Origin of the sequence: Vibrio sp. YIC-376, assembly GCF_052353105.1 — a bacterium.
Taxonomy (GTDB): Bacteria; Pseudomonadota; Gammaproteobacteria; order Enterobacterales; family Vibrionaceae; genus Vibrio.
On the sequence record NZ_JBBWFK010000007.1, the window covers coordinates 139,605 to 156,949 of the forward strand.

Here is a 17,345-nt window from a genome sequence, read left to right on the forward strand (position 1 = left end):
ATTACCCTTCCTTCTCGATCTTATCTAGGCATTCACGAAGTAGTTGGCCGTACTCGTACTTACCAGGACAAACAAAGGTACACAATGCTACGTCTTCTTCGTCTAGCTCTAGAGCGCCAAGTGCTATTGCACTATCTGCATCGCCTGCACATAGATCGCGAAGTAGCAGAGTAGGTTCCATATCTAACGGCACTACGCGCTCGTAGTTGCCAATTGGAACCATTGCACGATCACTACCATTGGTCGTGGTTGTCATGTTGAACAACTGACCTTTGAATAGGTGACCAAGGAATGAGCGAGTTACTGAGAACTTGTTCTTACCAGGCACAGCCCAGCCAAACAGTTCTTTTTCATAACCTTCACGCAAAACAGAAACTTGTACGTGGTAACGACCTAGGTAAGCGTGAGAACCAGTTGCATGAGTACCTGTTAGTACAGAACCAGAAATCACACGAACTTCACCTGGCATTAACTCGTTGTCTGTCACTTCGTCTAGGCTAGCACCTAGCGTCGTGCGAACTAGACGAGGGTTATTCACTACTGGACCAGCCAGAGAAATAACACGGTCAGTGTAAAGTTCACCAGTTAGGAACAACTTACCGAACGCAATAACGTCTTGGTAGTTGATGCTCCACGCCACGTTTTCAGCATTTACTGGGTATAGGAAATGCATGTGGGTGCCAGCAAGACCTGCTGGGTGAGGGCCATCGAAGACGTGTTCTTCAATGTTAGACTGCGAAGAGCGTGGCAAACTAGTGCCAGATTTACATACGTAAACCTTGCCTTCCGTCAGGGCTGAAAGAATGTCTAGACCAGCAACGAATGCTTCTTGTTGCTCGTTGATTATCAACTCAGGATTAGCTGCAAGAGGATTAGTATCCATTGCAGTTACGAAAATCGCCTTAGTTGAAGACTCGATTGCTGGAACCTTGCTAAACGGACGAGTACGTAAAGCGGTCCATAAGCCTGATTCAACCAGTTGAGTCTTGATCACTTCACGATCTAGACCTGAAAGTTGAGCGGCTTCGAACTTATCGAATGTCACCTGCTCTTCACCTGCCACTTCAATCACAACTGATTGAAGGACACGTTTAGCGCCACGGTTAATTTCGATCACTTTACCGGCTGCTGGAGCAGTGAATTTCACGCCTGGGTTCTTCTTATCTTCAAAAAGAACTTGCGCTTTTTTCACTTCATCGCCAACGCGGACATGCATGGTTGGACGCATGCCAACGTACTCTTCGCCAAGCAAGGCGACTTTTTTGATGGTCTTACCATCATTAATCACCTGGGATGGTGTTCCTGCGATAGGAAGATCCAAACCCTTCTTTATTGTAATCATACGCACTTGCACTACTTTTATCGGGAAAAAGATTCTTTTGATTGCGTAACTTTTAGACACGACATCTGTGTCCGGTTTTGGCGTTGCTTAAAACACCAAAATCGCAACATCCTCTTAAAAATCTCGTTACAAAAAATACGCGAGATTTCTCAGGTGCAATATTCTAGCATTTTTTAGGAACTTGATGCCATGACCAATCATAAGAATAGAGCGGTTATTTAGGTAGAATAAGGTCTAAAAGGTCAAAGAATACTCATAATTTTGACCAATCGCACAATTGTAATATTCCATACTTCTCTTATGGAAAAGCATTATTCACCGCCTGAAACATTCTTTGATTTTCATTCATTTGTTGAAACACTGTTAATGCATTTGACATACACTATTCACGTTACGCAAACTTATTAAACTAGGTAAAACGAAAAAAAGATGGTCTTCACCATCTTCTGTTTTTCTGTTTTTATATCGCTCTAACGACCACCACCGACACACATAGGGCTATCAGGAGCGCCATTTTGCTCCCTCTTCCATTCGTCGTCGGTGTAGGTATGAATCGCCAAGGCATGAATATGATTATCCAATTCATCAGCCAGGATTTGATGAACCTGTCGATGCCTTCCGATCAGTCTATGCCCTTCAAATGAGTCACTTACTACAATAACTTTAAAGTGACTTTCTGAACCTGGCGGTACATTGTGCATGTAACTTTCATTGATCACTTTCAGGTAACTAGGTTGCAGCTCACTATGCAGCTTTTTCTCTATGATTTCTTGGATCATATTCGTTCCTCATTGATGCGAATCCCATAAGTATATACCCAACTTAAAGTAACTTGCAGTATCCATACGCAGATATGCTCAAGTAACCTGGTGACGCTCAAATATATCATCGGTAAATCATAGCCAACCCCCGATATTTTTAAAACACAGAATTGGTTCATGTTTAAGCCAATGGGCGCGGCTAAATAGAGTAAACGTAAAATTTAACAGCTTTTTGTATCTACACTTGCCATCATTTGAGACAATAATCTCTAGTTTATCGAATCAACCTACGTTTACTTATGAAAACCGAACTGAATCTTCACGGTCGAAGCCTATCGCTTCATCGTTTCCCTATGCGTTCCAACGAAACACTGCAAGCTTGGGACGCAGGTGATGAGTACCTGATTAATCACGTCGAAGAGCTGGCATTACCTGACAATCAACATATTGTCGTTATTAATGATAACTTTGGTGCCCTCGCTTGCTGGTTTTCTGCAAAACATCACGTAACTTTGATGAGTGACTCTTTTATTTCTCATAAAGGCGCTCAAAAAAACCTCGAAATCAATCATTGTACTGACGTGGCATTTCTCACCACGATGGATGATGTTCCGGCCAATGCAGATCTGGTTCTGCTTCAGTTGCCAAAAAGTAATCGTCACCTGACTTGGATACTGAGCCAGTTAAGAAAAACTCTCCCAGAGTCTTGCCCTGTTATTGCCGTTAATAAAGTAAAAGAGATTCACACTTCGACACTCAAGCTCTTTGAAAAGCACTTGGGTGAAACAAAGACATCCCTTGCCTGGAAAAAGCACCGTTTGGTTTTCTCTCAAGCGAATGCAAAGCCAGTAGTCGAAGTTGACCCTATTAACGCTTGGGGCGTCGATGGCGAGGATATTCAGCTCAAAAACCTGCCAAATGTCTATTCAGGAGAAAGTCTGGATCTAGGTGCCAGATTCATGCTGCAACATATCCCGCAAGATCCCTCTATCGGTCACATCATCGATTTAGGCTGCGGTAATGGCGTATTGTCAGTTAAAGCAGGTCAACTCAATCCTAACGCACGTCTGACTTGTGTAGATGAGAGCTTTATGGCTCTGGAATCAGCCAAGCAGAATTTGTTGGATAATTTAGGCGAAGATCGCGATATCCAATGCATCGCGAACAACTGCTTAGATGGCTTTGAAAAAGAGAGCTGCTCACTCATCATGTGCAATCCACCGTTTCATCAACAGCAAGCCATTACGGACCACATTGCCTGGCAGATGTTTTGCGATTCCAAGCAGATTTTGAACAAAGGCGGTCATTTACTTGTCATAGGTAATCGACACTTAGGCTACGATGCCAAGTTGAAACGCCTGTTTGGTGATAGCAATGTGAAACTCATCGCGTCCAACAATAAGTTCGTGATTTTACAGGCAACAAAAAATCCTGCTAAATTAAACGCAAAATAATAAAGCTCTTTACTGAGAAAAATGTTTACAAGGAACAAACAAATGAAAAAACTGGTACTCGCGGCTTCAGTTGCATTACTTGCTGCATGTTCAGCACCTCAACAACCACAACTGAACCTGATGCCTGAAAGCACGCTTAGTACAAACCCGATTGTGCAAGGCAAAACCTACAGCTTGACCAGTAAAGATGTGCGTGCCGCTCAATATGTCGCGTTAGTAGACAATGGCCGTTCGAATATTCTTCCTCTTCACGCGAAACAGAATTTGCGTATCACTCTGGAACAAGCGTTGGAGAAACAGTTCTCATCTCAGGGCTTTCATTCAGATCTAAACAGCAACAATATTGTCGAACTTAAAGTCCAGGAAGCATTGGTGAATGTAAAACATTCCGTAATGGAAAACGAAATGGATGCAAAGGTCGTTGTAGAAATTACAGCAGAGAATCCACAGGGCAGACTAGTGAAAACATTCACCGGTACTGCAAAACGTTCAGGTACGTTCAGCGCGTCTGACTCAGATATAGAGAAAACATTAAACGATGTTGTCAATCTAACACTGAAAGAAATCGCCAACGACCCTGAGCTTCGTATGTACATGCAGGAGCGATTCTAATGATACGCAAAGCTATATTTTCTCTGGCGCTGTTAAGCTGTAGCGTTTGGGCGGGTCCCAAGGTAACGTTTGAAACAACGTTGGGTTCTTTTACTGTCGAGTTGAATGAAGAAAAAGCGCCGATAACTGTCGCTAACTTTCTCAAATATGTAGAAGATGGCAGCTATAAGGGAACCATTTTCCATCGAGTGATCCCGGGCTTTATGGCTCAAGGTGGTGGGTTTAATCAAGATATGCAGATGGTTAATACCTACGAGCCAATCAAAAATGAAGGTAACAACGGCCTAAATAACGACCGCGCTACCATTGCGATGGCACGAACCAATGCCCCTGACTCTGCCACTCGCCAGTTCTACATCAACTTAGTTGATAACGATTTTCTAAACTTCGCTGCCCGCCCGCCGGGTTATGCGGTATTTGGTCAGGTAACAGAAGGTTTTGAAGTCATTCAAAACATGGCGAAACAGCCAACAACTTCATCAGGCAGAATGAGTGACGTTCCAGAAACTCAAATCGTCATCACCAACGCAACATTACTCAAATAGCCAAATCAAAATCATAAACCCTTTGAATATTCGAAGGGTTTTCTCTTTCAACGGCGTTATTTTATTGGATTGATCTATGTCTTCATTACCTTCCATCACTTGGTTGGAAACGGTAAAAAGTTACCTCGATAAGCGTTTGTTATGGGTCTTTATGCTCGGTTGCTCAAGTGGTTTCCCGTGGGTACTGATAGGCTCTAATATGTCTGGCTGGCTAAAAGATGCTGGTCTGACTCTTTCTGCGATCGGTTACTTTGGCAGTGTATTCGCGGTATATGCGATTAACTTTCTTTGGGCCCCTCTTGTAGATCGAGTCAAACTCCCGCTGTTGCACCGTTTTCTGGGACAGCGACGCAGTTGGATTTTCTTTTGCCAGAGCATCGTACTCGTCGCAACTATCTTTATTGCAGATGTCAATCCTGCAGAGAATCTGGTTTTTGCGTCACTTCTTGCCCTTTGTATTGCCACAGCATCAGCAACGCAAGATATCGCTATAGATGCATTTCGTATCGATACATTCCCGAAATCAGAAGCATCAAAGTTACCTCAAGCATCGGCGATGGCAGTAACCGGATGGTGGACGGGTTATTCCCTGCCTGGCTATTTAGCATTTATTAATGCCGATAGCATTGGCTGGAATGGCGTCTATTACGGTATGGCTTTCGTCGTTGTCATTTTAATGGTCTTCACCCTACTGGTCGGTGAGCCAAAAACACAGCGTGAGCAGCTACAATTAGAAGCAGAACAACGTCATAAAGATGTTGTTGGTTCAAAGATAGTGGCTTGGCTTACAGTAACCGTTGTCGAACCTTTTCTGGATTTCTTCAACCGCAACGGTGTGCGTGTCGCGATTACCTTATTGCTATTCGTGTTCCTATTTAAAATTGGCGAAGCTTTCTTAGGCCGAATGTCCATCGCATTCTACAAAGATATCGGCTTCAGTAACGAGCAGATTGGTCACTACTCCAAGCTCATCGGCTGGGGTGCCACCATATTCTTCACATTAGTGGGCAGTATGTTCAATGTGAAGTTTGGTATTGTTCGCGGTCTGATGATTGGTGGCGTTGCAATGTCGGCAAGTAACCTGATGTTTGCCTGTATTGCCTCAGTTGGTCCAGATGAGCACCTGTATTTGGCAACTATTATCGTTGATAACTTTACAACGGCATTCTCAACGGTGGCGTTTGTCTCGTTCCTGACCATTCTCACTGGTCAGGCATTTTCAGCGACGCAGTACGCTTTGCTGGCATCTTTAGGTAACTTTGGACGAACCACACTGGCGTCCTTCAGTGGAGAGTTGGTTGATTACCTAAACGACTGGAGTACGTTCTTCATTCTAACAGCGGTAATGGTGATCCCAAGCTTGATTATGCTGTATTCACTACGCCACTACTTTGATGAACTGTTGGAAAAAGCCCGACATAAACATTAGGCGAACAGCAGTCCATGTAGTAAGCGCCTTATGTACGCAGAGAAAAAAGAACCACCGCAATTGGGTGGTTCTTTTTACATGAGAGTATTGCTTACAGCTAAGGTAATTACGGATAGAGCCCTTTACCGAACATATTGAATATTCTTGCCACACCTTGAGTAAATATCATCGGCTCTGTCAGTACGGTTAAGCACAAGCAGTCTTCCCCAGCTTTGGTGTAAGGGCTGTGCTTAATAGAGGCATCTCTTATCATCAGGTCGCCCTCTTCATACTCACCGTCCTCATCGCTAAAACCGCCATGAAGAATTAAGGTTGATTCCAATCCTTTGTGAGTATGTTGAGGTATTCGTACATCACCGCTGATGTACATCAGATTCACTCTGGCATCTTCACCTAAGTCGATTTGAGCACTGTAAACTTTACCTCCATAACTTCTCCATGAACCAACCAGGTCTGAAAAGCGACTTAACGTTTTTGGCAACTCAAAGCTTTTACCCGCTACGGTCACCTTAGCGGAGTCTCTAATTACAACATTATCTCGCAAAGGTTTTGCTGTGATAATCTCATCAAGCATGTCGTCGAATTCAGGCACATAGACACAAGGGGTATCACTCACCACATTTGCTTGCGTAGTTTCGATTCGGTTTACGTATTCTCTGCACTTGGAGCACGTTTCTAAGTGAGTCGCGACCACAAGACCAGAAACTGCATCAATGCTGCCCGAAGCATACGCTTCTAACAATTTGTTATCTGGATGTTTGTTCATAGTTGCTCCGTTTGCATTGAATGTCTCAGTTTTTCTACAGCAAGTCTCAGGCGTGATTTAACAGTACCAAGTGGTATATCAAACAGTTCTGCCACTTGCTGGTGTGGTAACTCTTCGAGGTATACCGCTTGCAACACGTCTCTCTGGCTTTTCGGTAGCGTATCCAAGAACTTGACTACCTGCTCTTTGAGCATGTCCAACTCAGGCGAATAGTGATCAACGAGATCGGGTGGGTAGTATTCTGAAGGCCAGATATCATCAGAATGAATATGTAACTCTTTACCTCTCTGTTTCCTCAACAAGTCAAAGCACAAGTTACGAACGATGGTATATATCCAGGTTGATAATGCACTTTTCTCGCCATCATAAAGGTGAGCTTTATGCCAGACCGTTGCCATGGTTTCTTGCACCATTTCCATCGCGACCTGTTCATTACCCACATGTTTGAAGGCAAACTGTTTCAACTTTGGCGCGTAAAAACGGAATACAAAAGCAAAAGCATCTTTGTCTCGAGCTTTTACTTTTTCCATGTAAGCATTCCATTCTCGGCGCCCCAGTTTTTGTCGGCTATCACTCATCATATTCGGCCTTATCTTCGGGAGGGGTACCCCTCTCTCATTGCGTCCTAGTCGCTGATGTCATTACCCTATTAGCTGTAGACCCTGTCGTTAACAATGGCTTTGTACGTCAAAAGGTCATCACTTGGATCACTGCCTATACAATCGTTAATTTATTCGTGTTATATCGATCTTTTGAGGAACAGACGCTACTCATTCCTCCCGGAGACTAAACTCCCCTATTACCTGAAATTATAGAGAAGCTGACGCGAGAAATGTGATGCAAACAATATCACCATCAGTTTTTCTAGTTTCTTAGGTTCTTGTTTCTTTATCTGTAGGGGCTTCAAGCGCCTGACGTAAAAACTGCATCGCTGGGAGGCAGTCATTTGCGCCCGCCAACTGTTCAAATAAGCTGCAATCTAACGGCAACAGCTCGAGCCAACGTTGAGTAACCCATGTTGGGTCGTCATAGAAACGATGAAGATAGAGCGTTCCCAGTTGAGGGAATTCTTCATAAACGTGTGCAAGTTGCTGACTCAAAAAGTCAAAGTGAAGTATGCCCTTTGGAACTTGCCAATTTTCTAACCATTCGACTTCTGCATGGCGTAAACCATCGGAATCAGCCCGAACGCGCTTAACACTAAACCGCTTCTCTCCCACAACTGTGATACCCAGAAGCCCATCATCCAGCGTTTCAAAATCAACAATTCGAACCAATGTTCCTAATGAAGAAACATTACCCACTTCTTTTGGGTCGCCGTCACTACCTACCAGGCAAACACCAAAGCCGACGTTTTTCGAAGTGCTTTCTTTCACCATGCGAATATAGCGTGGCTCAAAAATACGCAAATTCATTTTGCCTTCAGGAAGTACTACTGAAGTAAGTGGAAATAACATGACTTCGTTCATTTATAAGTCCTCTTGGGTTCACCGTTTTAGTACGAATTTCTAATTATTCCGATCACTAACAGTTTATGTTGATTAATCGACTGCCTTAAAAAGTCACGAAAATCGCTACGCAAACGATCCAAATCACACATTCATTGCAAAAAAGTGCAACAACAGAAAAGTTCCGTAAATAAAAACCAAAACGTGACAAGCGTCACTAAAAAGGTTTTGTTTTGCACCGTTTATCACTTTCTTTTGGGATTATTATCGCTATTATTCCCGCCAATTGGAAAACGCAACGTCGATTGCATATTCTAAAACATTACAAACATAGAGAGTCCCTTATGCGTAAATCACTTTTAACTCTTGGCCTACTAGCGGCAACTTCAGCTCCAGTTTTGGCTGCTGATTACTCTGACGGCGATATCCACAAAAACGATTACAAATGGCTGCAATTCAACCTAATGTACGCTGTAGATGAAAAAGGCCCTGGTGAAGATTCATCTCATGATTACCTAGAGATGGAATTTGGTGGTCGCTCAGGGATCTTTGATTTGTACGGTTACGTTGATTACTTCAACATTACTGGCGACAGCAGCAGTGACAAGTCAGGTTCTGACAAACTATTTATGAAGTTTGCTCCTCGTATGTCTCTTGATGCAGTAACAGGCAAGGATCTTTCTTTTGGCCCAGTACAAGAGCTTTACATTGCTACAGAAAACGTAATGTACGGTGGCACTACTGAAGCTCAATACAAAATCGGTCTTGGTTCAGATGTTATGGTTCCTTGGTTTGGCAAAATGGGTCTAAACCTATACGGAAACTACGATAACTCTGTAAAAGACTGGAATGGTTTCCAACTATCGACTAACTGGTTCAAACCTTTCTACTTCTTCGACAACGGTTCATTCATTTCTTACCAAGGTTACTTAGATTACCAATTTGGTATGGAAGACAAGTACTCTCAGTCTGATGACGGCCTTGCAATGTTCAACGGCATTTACTGGCACTCTGAGCGTTACGCTGTAGGTTACGGTCTAAAACTGTTTAAAGACGTATACGGTTTTAAAGACGGAGCTCCTGTACCATGGAACCCAGCAGTGACTAACGACTCATCAGGTGTTACGCACTACTTCTCTGTTACTTACAAGTTCTAATTGAACCGATAAGTTTCCTCAAAAATGGCGCTCATAAGCGCCATTTTTATTTGCTTTCCTTTTTCCCCTCATTATCCTTGCAGCAAACCTTTTTAATGAGAGCGTTGGGTGAATATTGTCATCTTAGGTCCCGGAGCTATCGGCTCACTCTGGGCAACAAAATTCAAGCAAGCTGGACACAATGTGTCTCTTTGGAGCAGAAGCCCAGAATCTCAGCTCCAGTTGCAGCTTGATGACGGAGCCGTTGACACCTTTTCGAATCATCACCTTCCAGATGTAAAGAATGCAGACTTGATTGTTGTGACAGTCAAAGCATGGCAGGTTGAAGAAGCGATTCGTCCCCTACTTGCGCATATCAACCCTGATACCATTGTGATGTTAATGCATAACGGCATGGGTACCGCACAACGCGTCTCAGAAACGCTTAAGAACAACCCGATCGTTTTAGCGACCACGACTCACGGCGCCTACAAACCTTGTAAACAGCAAGTGTTACATACAGGCCATGGCATCACTCAAATCGGAGGCTTTAATAGCCCGGGTAAGCAATGCCAGTTTTTACAGGAGGTAATGAATCACGCTCTTCCTGAAGTGAGATGGAACCCAAATATCAATGCAGCATTGTGGACTAAACTCGCTATAAACTGTGCGATTAACCCATTAACGGCTATTCATCAATGCAAAAATGGGGCGCTTGCACAGCAAGAGTTTCAGGGTACTCTGCGAAAGATTACGCAGGAACTGGTTAACGTCATGAATAAAGAGGGTATCGATGCCGAGTTCGAAAACCTGTTCGGTACCATCATGCAAGTCGTCAACGCTACTGCGGAAAACTATTCTTCAATGAGACAAGATGTTGTCCACCAGCGCCGTACTGAAATTGACTTTATTACAGGATATTTGCTGCACGCTGCTGAGAACCACCACATCGATACTCCTGAGAACTTAAATCTTTACCAACGCATTAAACAGATAGAACAAAGCTGGACAGAAAAATGAGTGTAAAAATCTTAGTGCCTATCGCGCCAGGGACCGAAGAAATGGAAGCCGTCACAATCATCGATATGATGGTTCGTGCCGGGTATGACGTTACTGTAGCTAGTGCTGCGTTCGACGGTGCTTTGACGATGAAAGCTTCTCGTGGTGTTACGCTAACCGCAGATTGTAAGCTGGTTGATATTGCCGATGACGAGTTTGATGTCATTGCGCTTCCAGGCGGTGTCGGCGGCTCTGAAGTGTTTCGTGACAGTACGGTAATGATAGAAATCCTTAAACAACACATTTACGAGGGCAAATTGGTTGCCGCTATCTGTGCTGCCCCTGCTCTGGTGCTACAGCATCATGATCTCTTCCCGGGAGCCCTGATGACTTGTCACCCTAGCTTCCAGTCACACATTCCTGAAGCGTACTGGCGCAGTAAGCGCGTTACTATCGATGTGAACCATAACCTGATCACCAGCCAGGGACCGGGCACGGCTTTGGAATTTGCGATGGAAGTGATCATCAAGTTGTCAGGGAAAAAGCATGCCTGGACTGTCGCTGAACCTATGGTGACAATTCCTACTCTTCATTATCACAAGATTGGTGACGAGTAATGTTTGACGTCAATGCGGTTCGCAAACAGTTTCCCGCTTTAAATCAGTCAATCAATGACACTCCACTGGTCTACCTTGATAGCGCTGCGACTACACAAAAGCCTCAATGCGTGATCGACGTGATCAGTCATTACTACAGTGCTCAAAATGCCAATGTACATCGTGGAAGTCATAGCTTAACGGCCAATGCAACCAGCCAATTTGAAGCGGCACGCGACACGGTTACTCGCTTTATCGGTGCTGCCAGCTCAAAAGAGATCATCTGGACACGTGGTGCAACAGAAGCTCTCAACTTGATTGCCCAGACTTATGCGCGAAGCACTTTACAACCGGGCGACGAGATATTAATCAGTGAAATGGAGCATCACGCCAACATCGTTCCATGGCAAATTGTTGCTAAGCAAACCGGCGCCAAAGTCGTTAAGATCCCCATGACTTCTGACTGCCAGTTTGATATGGATGCGTTTAAAACACTTCTCTCTGAACGCTGTAAGATTGTGGCGTGTGCACAAATCACTAACGTCACTGGCTCACGTCAACCTATCGAAGAAATTACGTCCCTTGCACATCAATTCGGTGCGGTTGTCGTGGTGGACGGCGCACAAGGTATCGTGCACGAGCAGCTGAAACTTGCTGAACTGGACATCGATTTTTACGTGTTCTCCGGCCACAAACTTTATGCCCCAGCAGGAATTGGCGTGCTTTACGGTAAATTAGCGCTATTAGAAGCTATGCCTCCATGGCACGGCGGCGGGAAAATGGTCGAGAGAGTATCGTTTGAAAAGACCACCTTTTCTGCGTTACCCGGAAAATTCGAAGCGGGCACTCCGAACGTCGCTGGCGCTATTGCGCTCGCAAAAGCCATTGAGTGGTATCAGGGGTTTGATCATCAAGAAGTGGAAGATCACCTGCATGCTCTACAAAACAAAGCCTATCAAACACTTAGCCAATTGGATGATATTCGAATTCTTGGCTACCAGCCGAACGCATCTGTACTGACATTTGTGATGGATGGCGTGCACCATCAGGACATCGCCACACTGCTAGACCAGCAAGGTATCGCAGTACGCGCTGGACACCATTGTGCACATCCGTTAATGGATGCACTTAAGGTTAAAGGAACAGTACGCGTCTCTTTTGGTATTTATAACACTGAAGAAGATGTGGATAGGCTGATTGCGGCGGTAAAGAAAGCGGTCGATATGCTTTAAAATAAGGTTCTAGGATCCTAGGTTCTAGGGCCTAGGAAAAGATTACGGATTACGGATTACGGATTACGGATTACGGATTACGGATTACGGATTACGGATTACGGATTACGGATTATTTTTTAATCTACCCAAACCCGACGTCAAGCATTTCGGTATTCTGTAATCGGTATTCCAAAGAAACAAACACCGGAACCTACGTTTATCACTGAACTGGCCGCATCTTCCCTAGAACCTAGGACCTAGCCACCTAGGACCTTTCACCAAAACAAAGCTTACTGTTTTCCAATCAATTCACAGCGAGAAAACCTAGGATCCTAACCACCTAGGATCTAGTCACCTAGATCCTTTAATTTTCTCAACAATCGCCTTCAGACCATTGCCACGAGATGGGCTTAAGTGTGCAATCAAGCCTAGCTGTTCAAAATACGCGTCAATGTCGAAAGCTTTTATCTGCTCAGCGGTTTTTCCATCATACGCGGCCATCACTAACGCAATCAAACCACGGACAATTCGCGCATCGGAATCAGCGCAGAAATGCCAAACGCCATCCTGCTCCTGGCTAACCAGCCAAACTAAGCTTTCACAGCCCGATACCGTAACTTGTTCAGATTTCAGCTCGTCAGGCATTTGGGGCAGTTTTTTACCCCACTGGATAACCTGACGGTAGCGATCTTCCCAGCCTTTAAATTGCTGCATCGTCGCGACAATATCGTCACTGGTGATCTCGGAGCCAAATGGGGAAACTGGAAAATCAGTCATAATGCCTACTTCTCTGTGTTACTTCTTATACTTTTGAATAAGCTTTTCCACAATGCGTGAAACCGCAACAAAACCGAATGTAGCCGTCACCACTGTTGCCGCACCAAATCCGCTTGCGCAGTCCATTCGTTTCGGGCCTTCTGCAGTAGACTTCACGCCACAGACTGAACCATCCGCTTGAGGATATTTTAGCTGCTCTGTAGAGAATACGCAGTCAATACCAAATTTACGCGCAGGATTCTTCGGAAAGTTATGATGACGACGCAAAGTATCTTTTATCTTTTTGGCGAGCGGATCCTGAATCGTCTTCGTCAGATCCGCCACCATGATTTGTGTTGGGTCAAGCTGACCACCAGCGCCACCAGTCGTGATCACTTTGATCTTGTTACTGCGGCAGTAGGCCAATAGAGAAGCTTTTGCTTTCACACTATCGATCGCATCCAACACGTAATCGAACTCTTTGCTCAAGTACTCATGCTGGTTGTCTGGCGTAATGAAATCGTCAATCAGATTCACCTTACATTCCGGGTTGATCAGTTTAACGCGCTCTGCCATCACTTCAATTTTGCTTTGGCCAACCGTACCAGACATAGCATGAATTTGACGGTTAATGTTCGTCACACACACATCGTCCATATCAATCAGCGTCAGCTCACCAATACCCGTACGTGCAAGCGCTTCTACCGCCCACGAACCTACACCACCAATACCAATCACACACACATGTGCCGCGCGAAGAATTTCGACTTCGCTATTGCCGTAAAGACGACGAGTGCCGCCAAAGCGTTGATTGTAATTGTCAGAGGCCGGAGTATCGAGTTCGCGCATATTGAAATCCAGATGATCGATAGAAAAACAAAGAGTGCGATTTATACGCACTCTTTGAGAAAATGTCTAGACAAGAGGACGTTCCTCTCTCTTTTCAGCCCGCTATTGTAACTTTTCTGGCGGCAAAGCCCAAGGCGCTTGAGTCGGAGTGTTTTCCAATCCTAGTTTCCAAACACGGCCAAAGTGTTTGTAGTGCCCAGCTTCGGTTCCCGCTCTTGCACCGATACCGTGATAAAGATCGAGGTGATTACGTTTTACCGCACCGCCTGTGTCCAGTACAAGCAGAATGCGAAGTTGGTGCACGCCACTCCAGGTTCCGTCCTCATTAAGTAGTGGTACTTCAGCCAGAACCGGGGTGCCCATTGGTAAAATCGAACGGTCACCCGCCACCGCCGCCATTGGCAACAGTGGAATGCCAGCCGCACCTGTCACTGGCGCTTCCGCTTTAGGTGCAAAGAACACATAAGACGGATTTTGCTCCAATAGCTCACGAACGGTGGCTTCATCGTTAGCCATCACCCAATCTTTAATCGCTTTCATGGACATCTCTTCACGTGGTACTTCACCACGTTCAATCAAGATTTTTCCGATACTCACGTACGCCTTGTTGTTCTTCCCTGCATAGGCAAAGTATTCCAGAGTGTCATCGTCTTCAAAGTGCACATATCCGCTGCCCTGCACTTCCATCATAAATGGGTCGATACGATTAGGCGCATACCCCAGTACCAAGCCTTGACCGTCTAATGCGCCATCGTAGATCTCGGCACGAGTCGGGCAGTCAGAAGAACAATCAGGCTTGCCATACACTGGGTATTTAAAGATGTTATTTGGCTTATGGCGCAATTCCATTACCGGAGAGAAATACCCCGTGAACAACACGTTGCCCTTTTTATCACCACCACCAAGCTGCGCCGCTTGAATTCCGTAGGCGCTGAGTACACTAGTATCACCACTTTGTTGTGCCCATTCACTCAGTCTGTGATATAGCGGTTGGTACATCTTCGTCATAGATGGCGATTTTATCAAAACCTGCTCTACTTGCTTGTTGAACTCTGTAAAGTCGCGGGGTTTATTCGACTCAACCACATCGACTTGATTAAGAATTTGGGGAAACTCAGCATCAAGGTATTGCTTGGCGAGATCGTTTTTTTCACTCGTCTGAGCACAACCGAACAGCAGGCTTAGAGAAACAATAGGAATGAGTTTTTTTAGCACGTGATTATTCCGTAATAAAAGATAGCAAAAGGATGGCAAACAAAATCAAGCAGCGCAATTGGAAAGCAGCATCAAATTGTTTCAATACTAAGCCAACGACTTTAGATGCTGCGATTTCATCCACTTAAGGCTGAATTAACAACATGATAGCAGGAGATGAAAGTCAGAATTGTCCAGAGAATGTGTGAATATAAACGGTGTACAACGACTGGTAAATAAAAGAAGAGTGCAGCAAGTTTAATGAGCCTGATTTCCCAAGCGTTTCTCTAAATGAAAAACAGGCAGGTAATGGGCGTTCGCATCCAGCTTCATTTCGGTGTATTGGTGATCTAAAAACTCAAAACGGCGAACTGTGGCACCAAGCTTATAAGAGAATGAATCGCCATCGAATTCAAAATCTGTTGCGATGGTGGATCCGTTAACCGTGACGCCTCTTTCACTCAATACAAACTTTTCACGCGCATACGGAGCGACGTCTTGCTCGACCCATTTACCAAAAATAGCCGACTTGGGAGTGGTTGGGTTGATGTATCGGGAGATCAAATCGCTGTACAGCATACACACAATGATTGTCCCAAGCACCGCAGCAAGCATCAAAGAACGCTCTACACCTTTTCGAAACTTGGACTTTTCTAAAGCATTTAATTGGGATTGAGCAGTAATCGCAGCGTTCTTATTGACAACTGAAGGCATGAGAACCACCGATTGGGAAAAGAGGTCTCATTGTAACCTTTACCTCTTTGTTCGATAAAGAACTACTCTCTATATGTTTGTCCTTTATTCCAAAAAAATCACCTTGCCATAAGGTGAATAAAAAGACATTATTCAAGCATAAATAAACACAAGGAAATGGCTGTAGTGAAAATTCGTAGTACCGCTCTCGTCAAAGGGTTTCGCCAATCAACACCCTACGTTAATGCACACCGTGGTAAAACCATGGTCATTATGCTTGGTGGTGAAGCTGTAGCCCATAATAACTTCGGTAACATTATCAATGATATTGCTTTAATGCACAGCTTGGGCATTAAGGTAGTGGTGGTTTATGGCGCTCGTCCGCAAATTAACCAATTATTGGAAAAACAGAACCTTACTACGCCATACCATAAGAACATCCGAGTTACTGATGAACATGCTTTATCAGTAGTTATGCAAGCAGCGGGACAACTTCAACTGGCTATCACCGCTCGTCTTTCAATGAGTCTGAACAACACCCCAATGGCAGGAACGCAATTAAGCGTCGTCACGGGTAACTACGTTATTGCCCAGCCTTTAGGCGTTGATGATGGTATTGATTACTGCCACAGCGGACGAATTCGTCGTATCGATACAGATGCCATTAACCGCACCTTGGATCAAGGTTCCATTGTGTTGCTTGGTCCAATCGCCAGTTCTGTGACCGGAGAATGTTTCAACCTACTCTCCGAAGAAGTCGCTACACAGCTTGCAATTAAGCTGGGTGCTGACAAGTTGATCGGCTTCTGCTCTGAACAAGGTGTTATTGATGACAACGGCAATGCTGTCGCGGAACTGCTTCCGATCGAAGCCGAGCATGTCATTAAAACCCTGACAGAAAATGCCGCGCCAGATTCTGACTACAATTCCGGCACCCTTCGTTTCTTAAAAGGTTCGATTGCAGCTTGCCGTGCTGGCGTACCTCGTAGCCATCTGATCAGTTATAAAGTCGATGGTGCGTTGATTCAGGAGCTGTTCTCTTTCGATGGTATCGGTACTCAAGTCGTAATGGCCAGCGCTGAGCAAGTCCGCCAAGCCAATATCGATGACATTGGCGGGATTTTAGACTTAATCCGTCCACTGGAAGAGCAAGGCATATTAGTAAGACGTTCGCGCGAGCAATTGGAACAAGAGATTGGCAAATTCACCATCATCGAAAAAGATGGGTTAATCATTGGCTGCGCCGCGTTATACCCATACGCCGAAGAACGCAAAGCGGAAATGGCCTGTGTGGCGATTCATCCTGATTACCGCGATGGTAACCGTGGTTTGCTATTACTGAATTACATGAAGCATCGTTCCAAGTCAGAGAACATCAATCAGATCTTCGTGCTAACGACTCACAGCTTACACTGGTTCAGAGAACAGGGTTTTTACGAAGTGGGCGTCGATTATTTACCGGGAGCGAAGCAAGGCTTATACAACTTCCAGCGTAAATCAAAAATCTTAGCTCTGGATTTATAGGCAATTAAAAGACCGAGTTGAATACTC

General features: G+C 44.7%; 18 protein-coding genes. 9 read left to right on the forward strand and 9 right to left on the reverse strand.

Going from position 1 to position 17,345, the window contains the following annotated elements; all coding sequences use genetic code 11:
• Nucleotide 1 precedes the first annotated feature (1 nt).
• Together WJM94_RS14785 and bolA are read right to left on the reverse strand one after the other, a co-directional pair.
• Complete coding sequence (locus WJM94_RS14785) at nt 2-1,342, reverse strand: Na(+)-translocating NADH-quinone reductase subunit A (protein WP_444494957.1); 1,341 nt, start codon at nt 1,340-1,342, stop codon at nt 2-4.
• 470 nt (nt 1,343-1,812) lie between these two features.
• The gene (gene bolA / locus WJM94_RS14790) at nt 1,813-2,121 is read right to left on the reverse strand and encodes a transcriptional regulator BolA (protein ID WP_444494958.1); all 309 of its coding nucleotides are present in this window, start codon (nt 2,119-2,121) and stop codon (nt 1,813-1,815) included.
• Between the two features lie 281 nt (nt 2,122-2,402).
• On the opposite strand from bolA, the gene WJM94_RS14795 reads away from it, so the two are divergent.
• The 4 genes from WJM94_RS14795 (at nt 2,403) to WJM94_RS14810 (ending at nt 6,143) form a co-directional block, all read left to right on the forward strand.
• A complete protein-coding gene (locus tag WJM94_RS14795; RefSeq protein WP_444494959.1) occupies nt 2,403-3,557 on the forward strand; it encodes a methyltransferase in 1,155 nt (384 codons plus the stop codon).
• A 42-nt stretch (nt 3,558-3,599) separates the two neighbouring features.
• The gene (locus WJM94_RS14800; protein WP_444494960.1) at nt 3,600-4,169 is read left to right on the forward strand and encodes a YajG family lipoprotein; all 570 of its coding nucleotides are present in this window, start codon (nt 3,600-3,602) and stop codon (nt 4,167-4,169) included.
• Nucleotides 4,169-4,714: a peptidylprolyl isomerase gene (locus WJM94_RS14805; protein WP_444494961.1), complete on the forward strand. Its 546-nt coding sequence runs from the start codon at nt 4,169-4,171 to the stop codon at nt 4,712-4,714. Before WJM94_RS14800 ends, WJM94_RS14805 begins: the two co-directional genes overlap by 1 nt.
• Nucleotides 4,715-4,790: 76 nt before the next feature.
• Nucleotides 4,791-6,143, forward strand: a complete 1,353-nt coding sequence (locus WJM94_RS14810; RefSeq protein ID WP_444494962.1) for an AmpG family muropeptide MFS transporter — start codon at nt 4,791-4,793, stop codon at nt 6,141-6,143.
• A 106-nt stretch (nt 6,144-6,249) separates the two neighbouring features.
• On the opposite strand, the gene WJM94_RS14815 is transcribed toward WJM94_RS14810, so the two are convergent.
• The 3 genes from WJM94_RS14815 to WJM94_RS14825 form a co-directional block, all read right to left on the reverse strand.
• Nucleotides 6,250-6,909, reverse strand: coding sequence for a ChrR family anti-sigma-E factor (locus WJM94_RS14815; protein WP_444494963.1), 660 nt, complete (start codon nt 6,907-6,909; stop codon nt 6,250-6,252).
• Entirely contained in the window at nt 6,906-7,490 is a 585-nt protein-coding gene (locus tag WJM94_RS14820; RefSeq protein WP_444494964.1) for an RNA polymerase sigma factor, read from the reverse strand. Before WJM94_RS14820 ends, WJM94_RS14815 begins: the two co-directional genes overlap by 4 nt.
• A gap of 291 nt (nt 7,491-7,781) precedes the next feature.
• Nucleotides 7,782-8,378 (reverse strand): LON peptidase substrate-binding domain-containing protein, encoded by a 597-nt coding sequence (locus tag WJM94_RS14825; protein ID WP_444494965.1) that lies wholly within the window; start codon nt 8,376-8,378, stop codon nt 7,782-7,784.
• 323 nt (nt 8,379-8,701) lie between these two features.
• Between WJM94_RS14825 and WJM94_RS14830 the strand changes: the two genes are divergently transcribed.
• The 4 genes from WJM94_RS14830 to csdA all read left to right on the forward strand — a co-directional run bounded on the left by WJM94_RS14830 (nt 8,702) and on the right by csdA (nt 12,320).
• Nucleotides 8,702-9,514, forward strand: a complete 813-nt coding sequence (locus tag WJM94_RS14830; RefSeq protein ID WP_444494966.1) for a nucleoside-specific channel-forming Tsx family protein — start codon at nt 8,702-8,704, stop codon at nt 9,512-9,514.
• Between the two features lie 108 nt (nt 9,515-9,622).
• Nucleotides 9,623-10,513, forward strand: a complete 891-nt coding sequence (panE, locus tag WJM94_RS14835) for a 2-dehydropantoate 2-reductase (RefSeq protein WP_444494967.1) — start codon at nt 9,623-9,625, stop codon at nt 10,511-10,513.
• A complete protein-coding gene (locus tag WJM94_RS14840) occupies nt 10,510-11,109 on the forward strand; it encodes a DJ-1 family glyoxalase III (RefSeq protein WP_444494968.1) in 600 nt (199 codons plus the stop codon). The genes panE and WJM94_RS14840 overlap by 4 nt, the downstream gene beginning before the upstream one ends.
• On the forward strand, nt 11,109-12,320 hold the full coding sequence (csdA, locus tag WJM94_RS14845) for a cysteine desulfurase CsdA (protein ID WP_444494969.1): 1,212 nt from the start codon (nt 11,109-11,111) through the stop codon (nt 12,318-12,320). The genes WJM94_RS14840 and csdA overlap by 1 nt, the downstream gene beginning before the upstream one ends.
• 333 nt (nt 12,321-12,653) lie before the next feature.
• Here the strand turns inward: csdA and csdE are convergent, their stop codons facing one another.
• From csdE to WJM94_RS14865, 4 genes are all read right to left on the reverse strand, one after another.
• Nucleotides 12,654-13,079 carry a cysteine desulfurase sulfur acceptor subunit CsdE gene (csdE, locus tag WJM94_RS14850; protein WP_444494970.1) on the reverse strand — a complete coding sequence of 142 codons (426 nt, stop codon included), beginning with the start codon at nt 13,077-13,079 and terminating at the stop codon, nt 12,654-12,656.
• An 18-nt stretch (nt 13,080-13,097) separates the two neighbouring features.
• Nucleotides 13,098-13,907 (reverse strand): tRNA cyclic N6-threonylcarbamoyladenosine(37) synthase TcdA, encoded by an 810-nt coding sequence (gene tcdA, locus WJM94_RS14855; protein ID WP_444494971.1) that lies wholly within the window; start codon nt 13,905-13,907, stop codon nt 13,098-13,100.
• Between the two features lie 102 nt (nt 13,908-14,009).
• Nucleotides 14,010-15,122, reverse strand: a complete 1,113-nt coding sequence (gene mltA / locus WJM94_RS14860; protein ID WP_444494972.1) for a murein transglycosylase A — start codon at nt 15,120-15,122, stop codon at nt 14,010-14,012.
• Between the two features lie 237 nt (nt 15,123-15,359).
• Nucleotides 15,360-15,815 carry a DUF2850 domain-containing protein gene (locus WJM94_RS14865; protein WP_444494973.1) on the reverse strand — a complete coding sequence of 152 codons (456 nt, stop codon included), beginning with the start codon at nt 15,813-15,815 and terminating at the stop codon, nt 15,360-15,362.
• Nucleotides 15,816-15,980: 165 nt separating this feature from the next.
• Between WJM94_RS14865 and argA the strand changes: the two genes are divergently transcribed.
• Nucleotides 15,981-17,318 (forward strand): amino-acid N-acetyltransferase, encoded by a 1,338-nt coding sequence (argA, locus tag WJM94_RS14870; RefSeq protein WP_444494974.1) that lies wholly within the window; start codon nt 15,981-15,983, stop codon nt 17,316-17,318.
• Nucleotides 17,319-17,345: the final 27 nt, after the last annotated feature.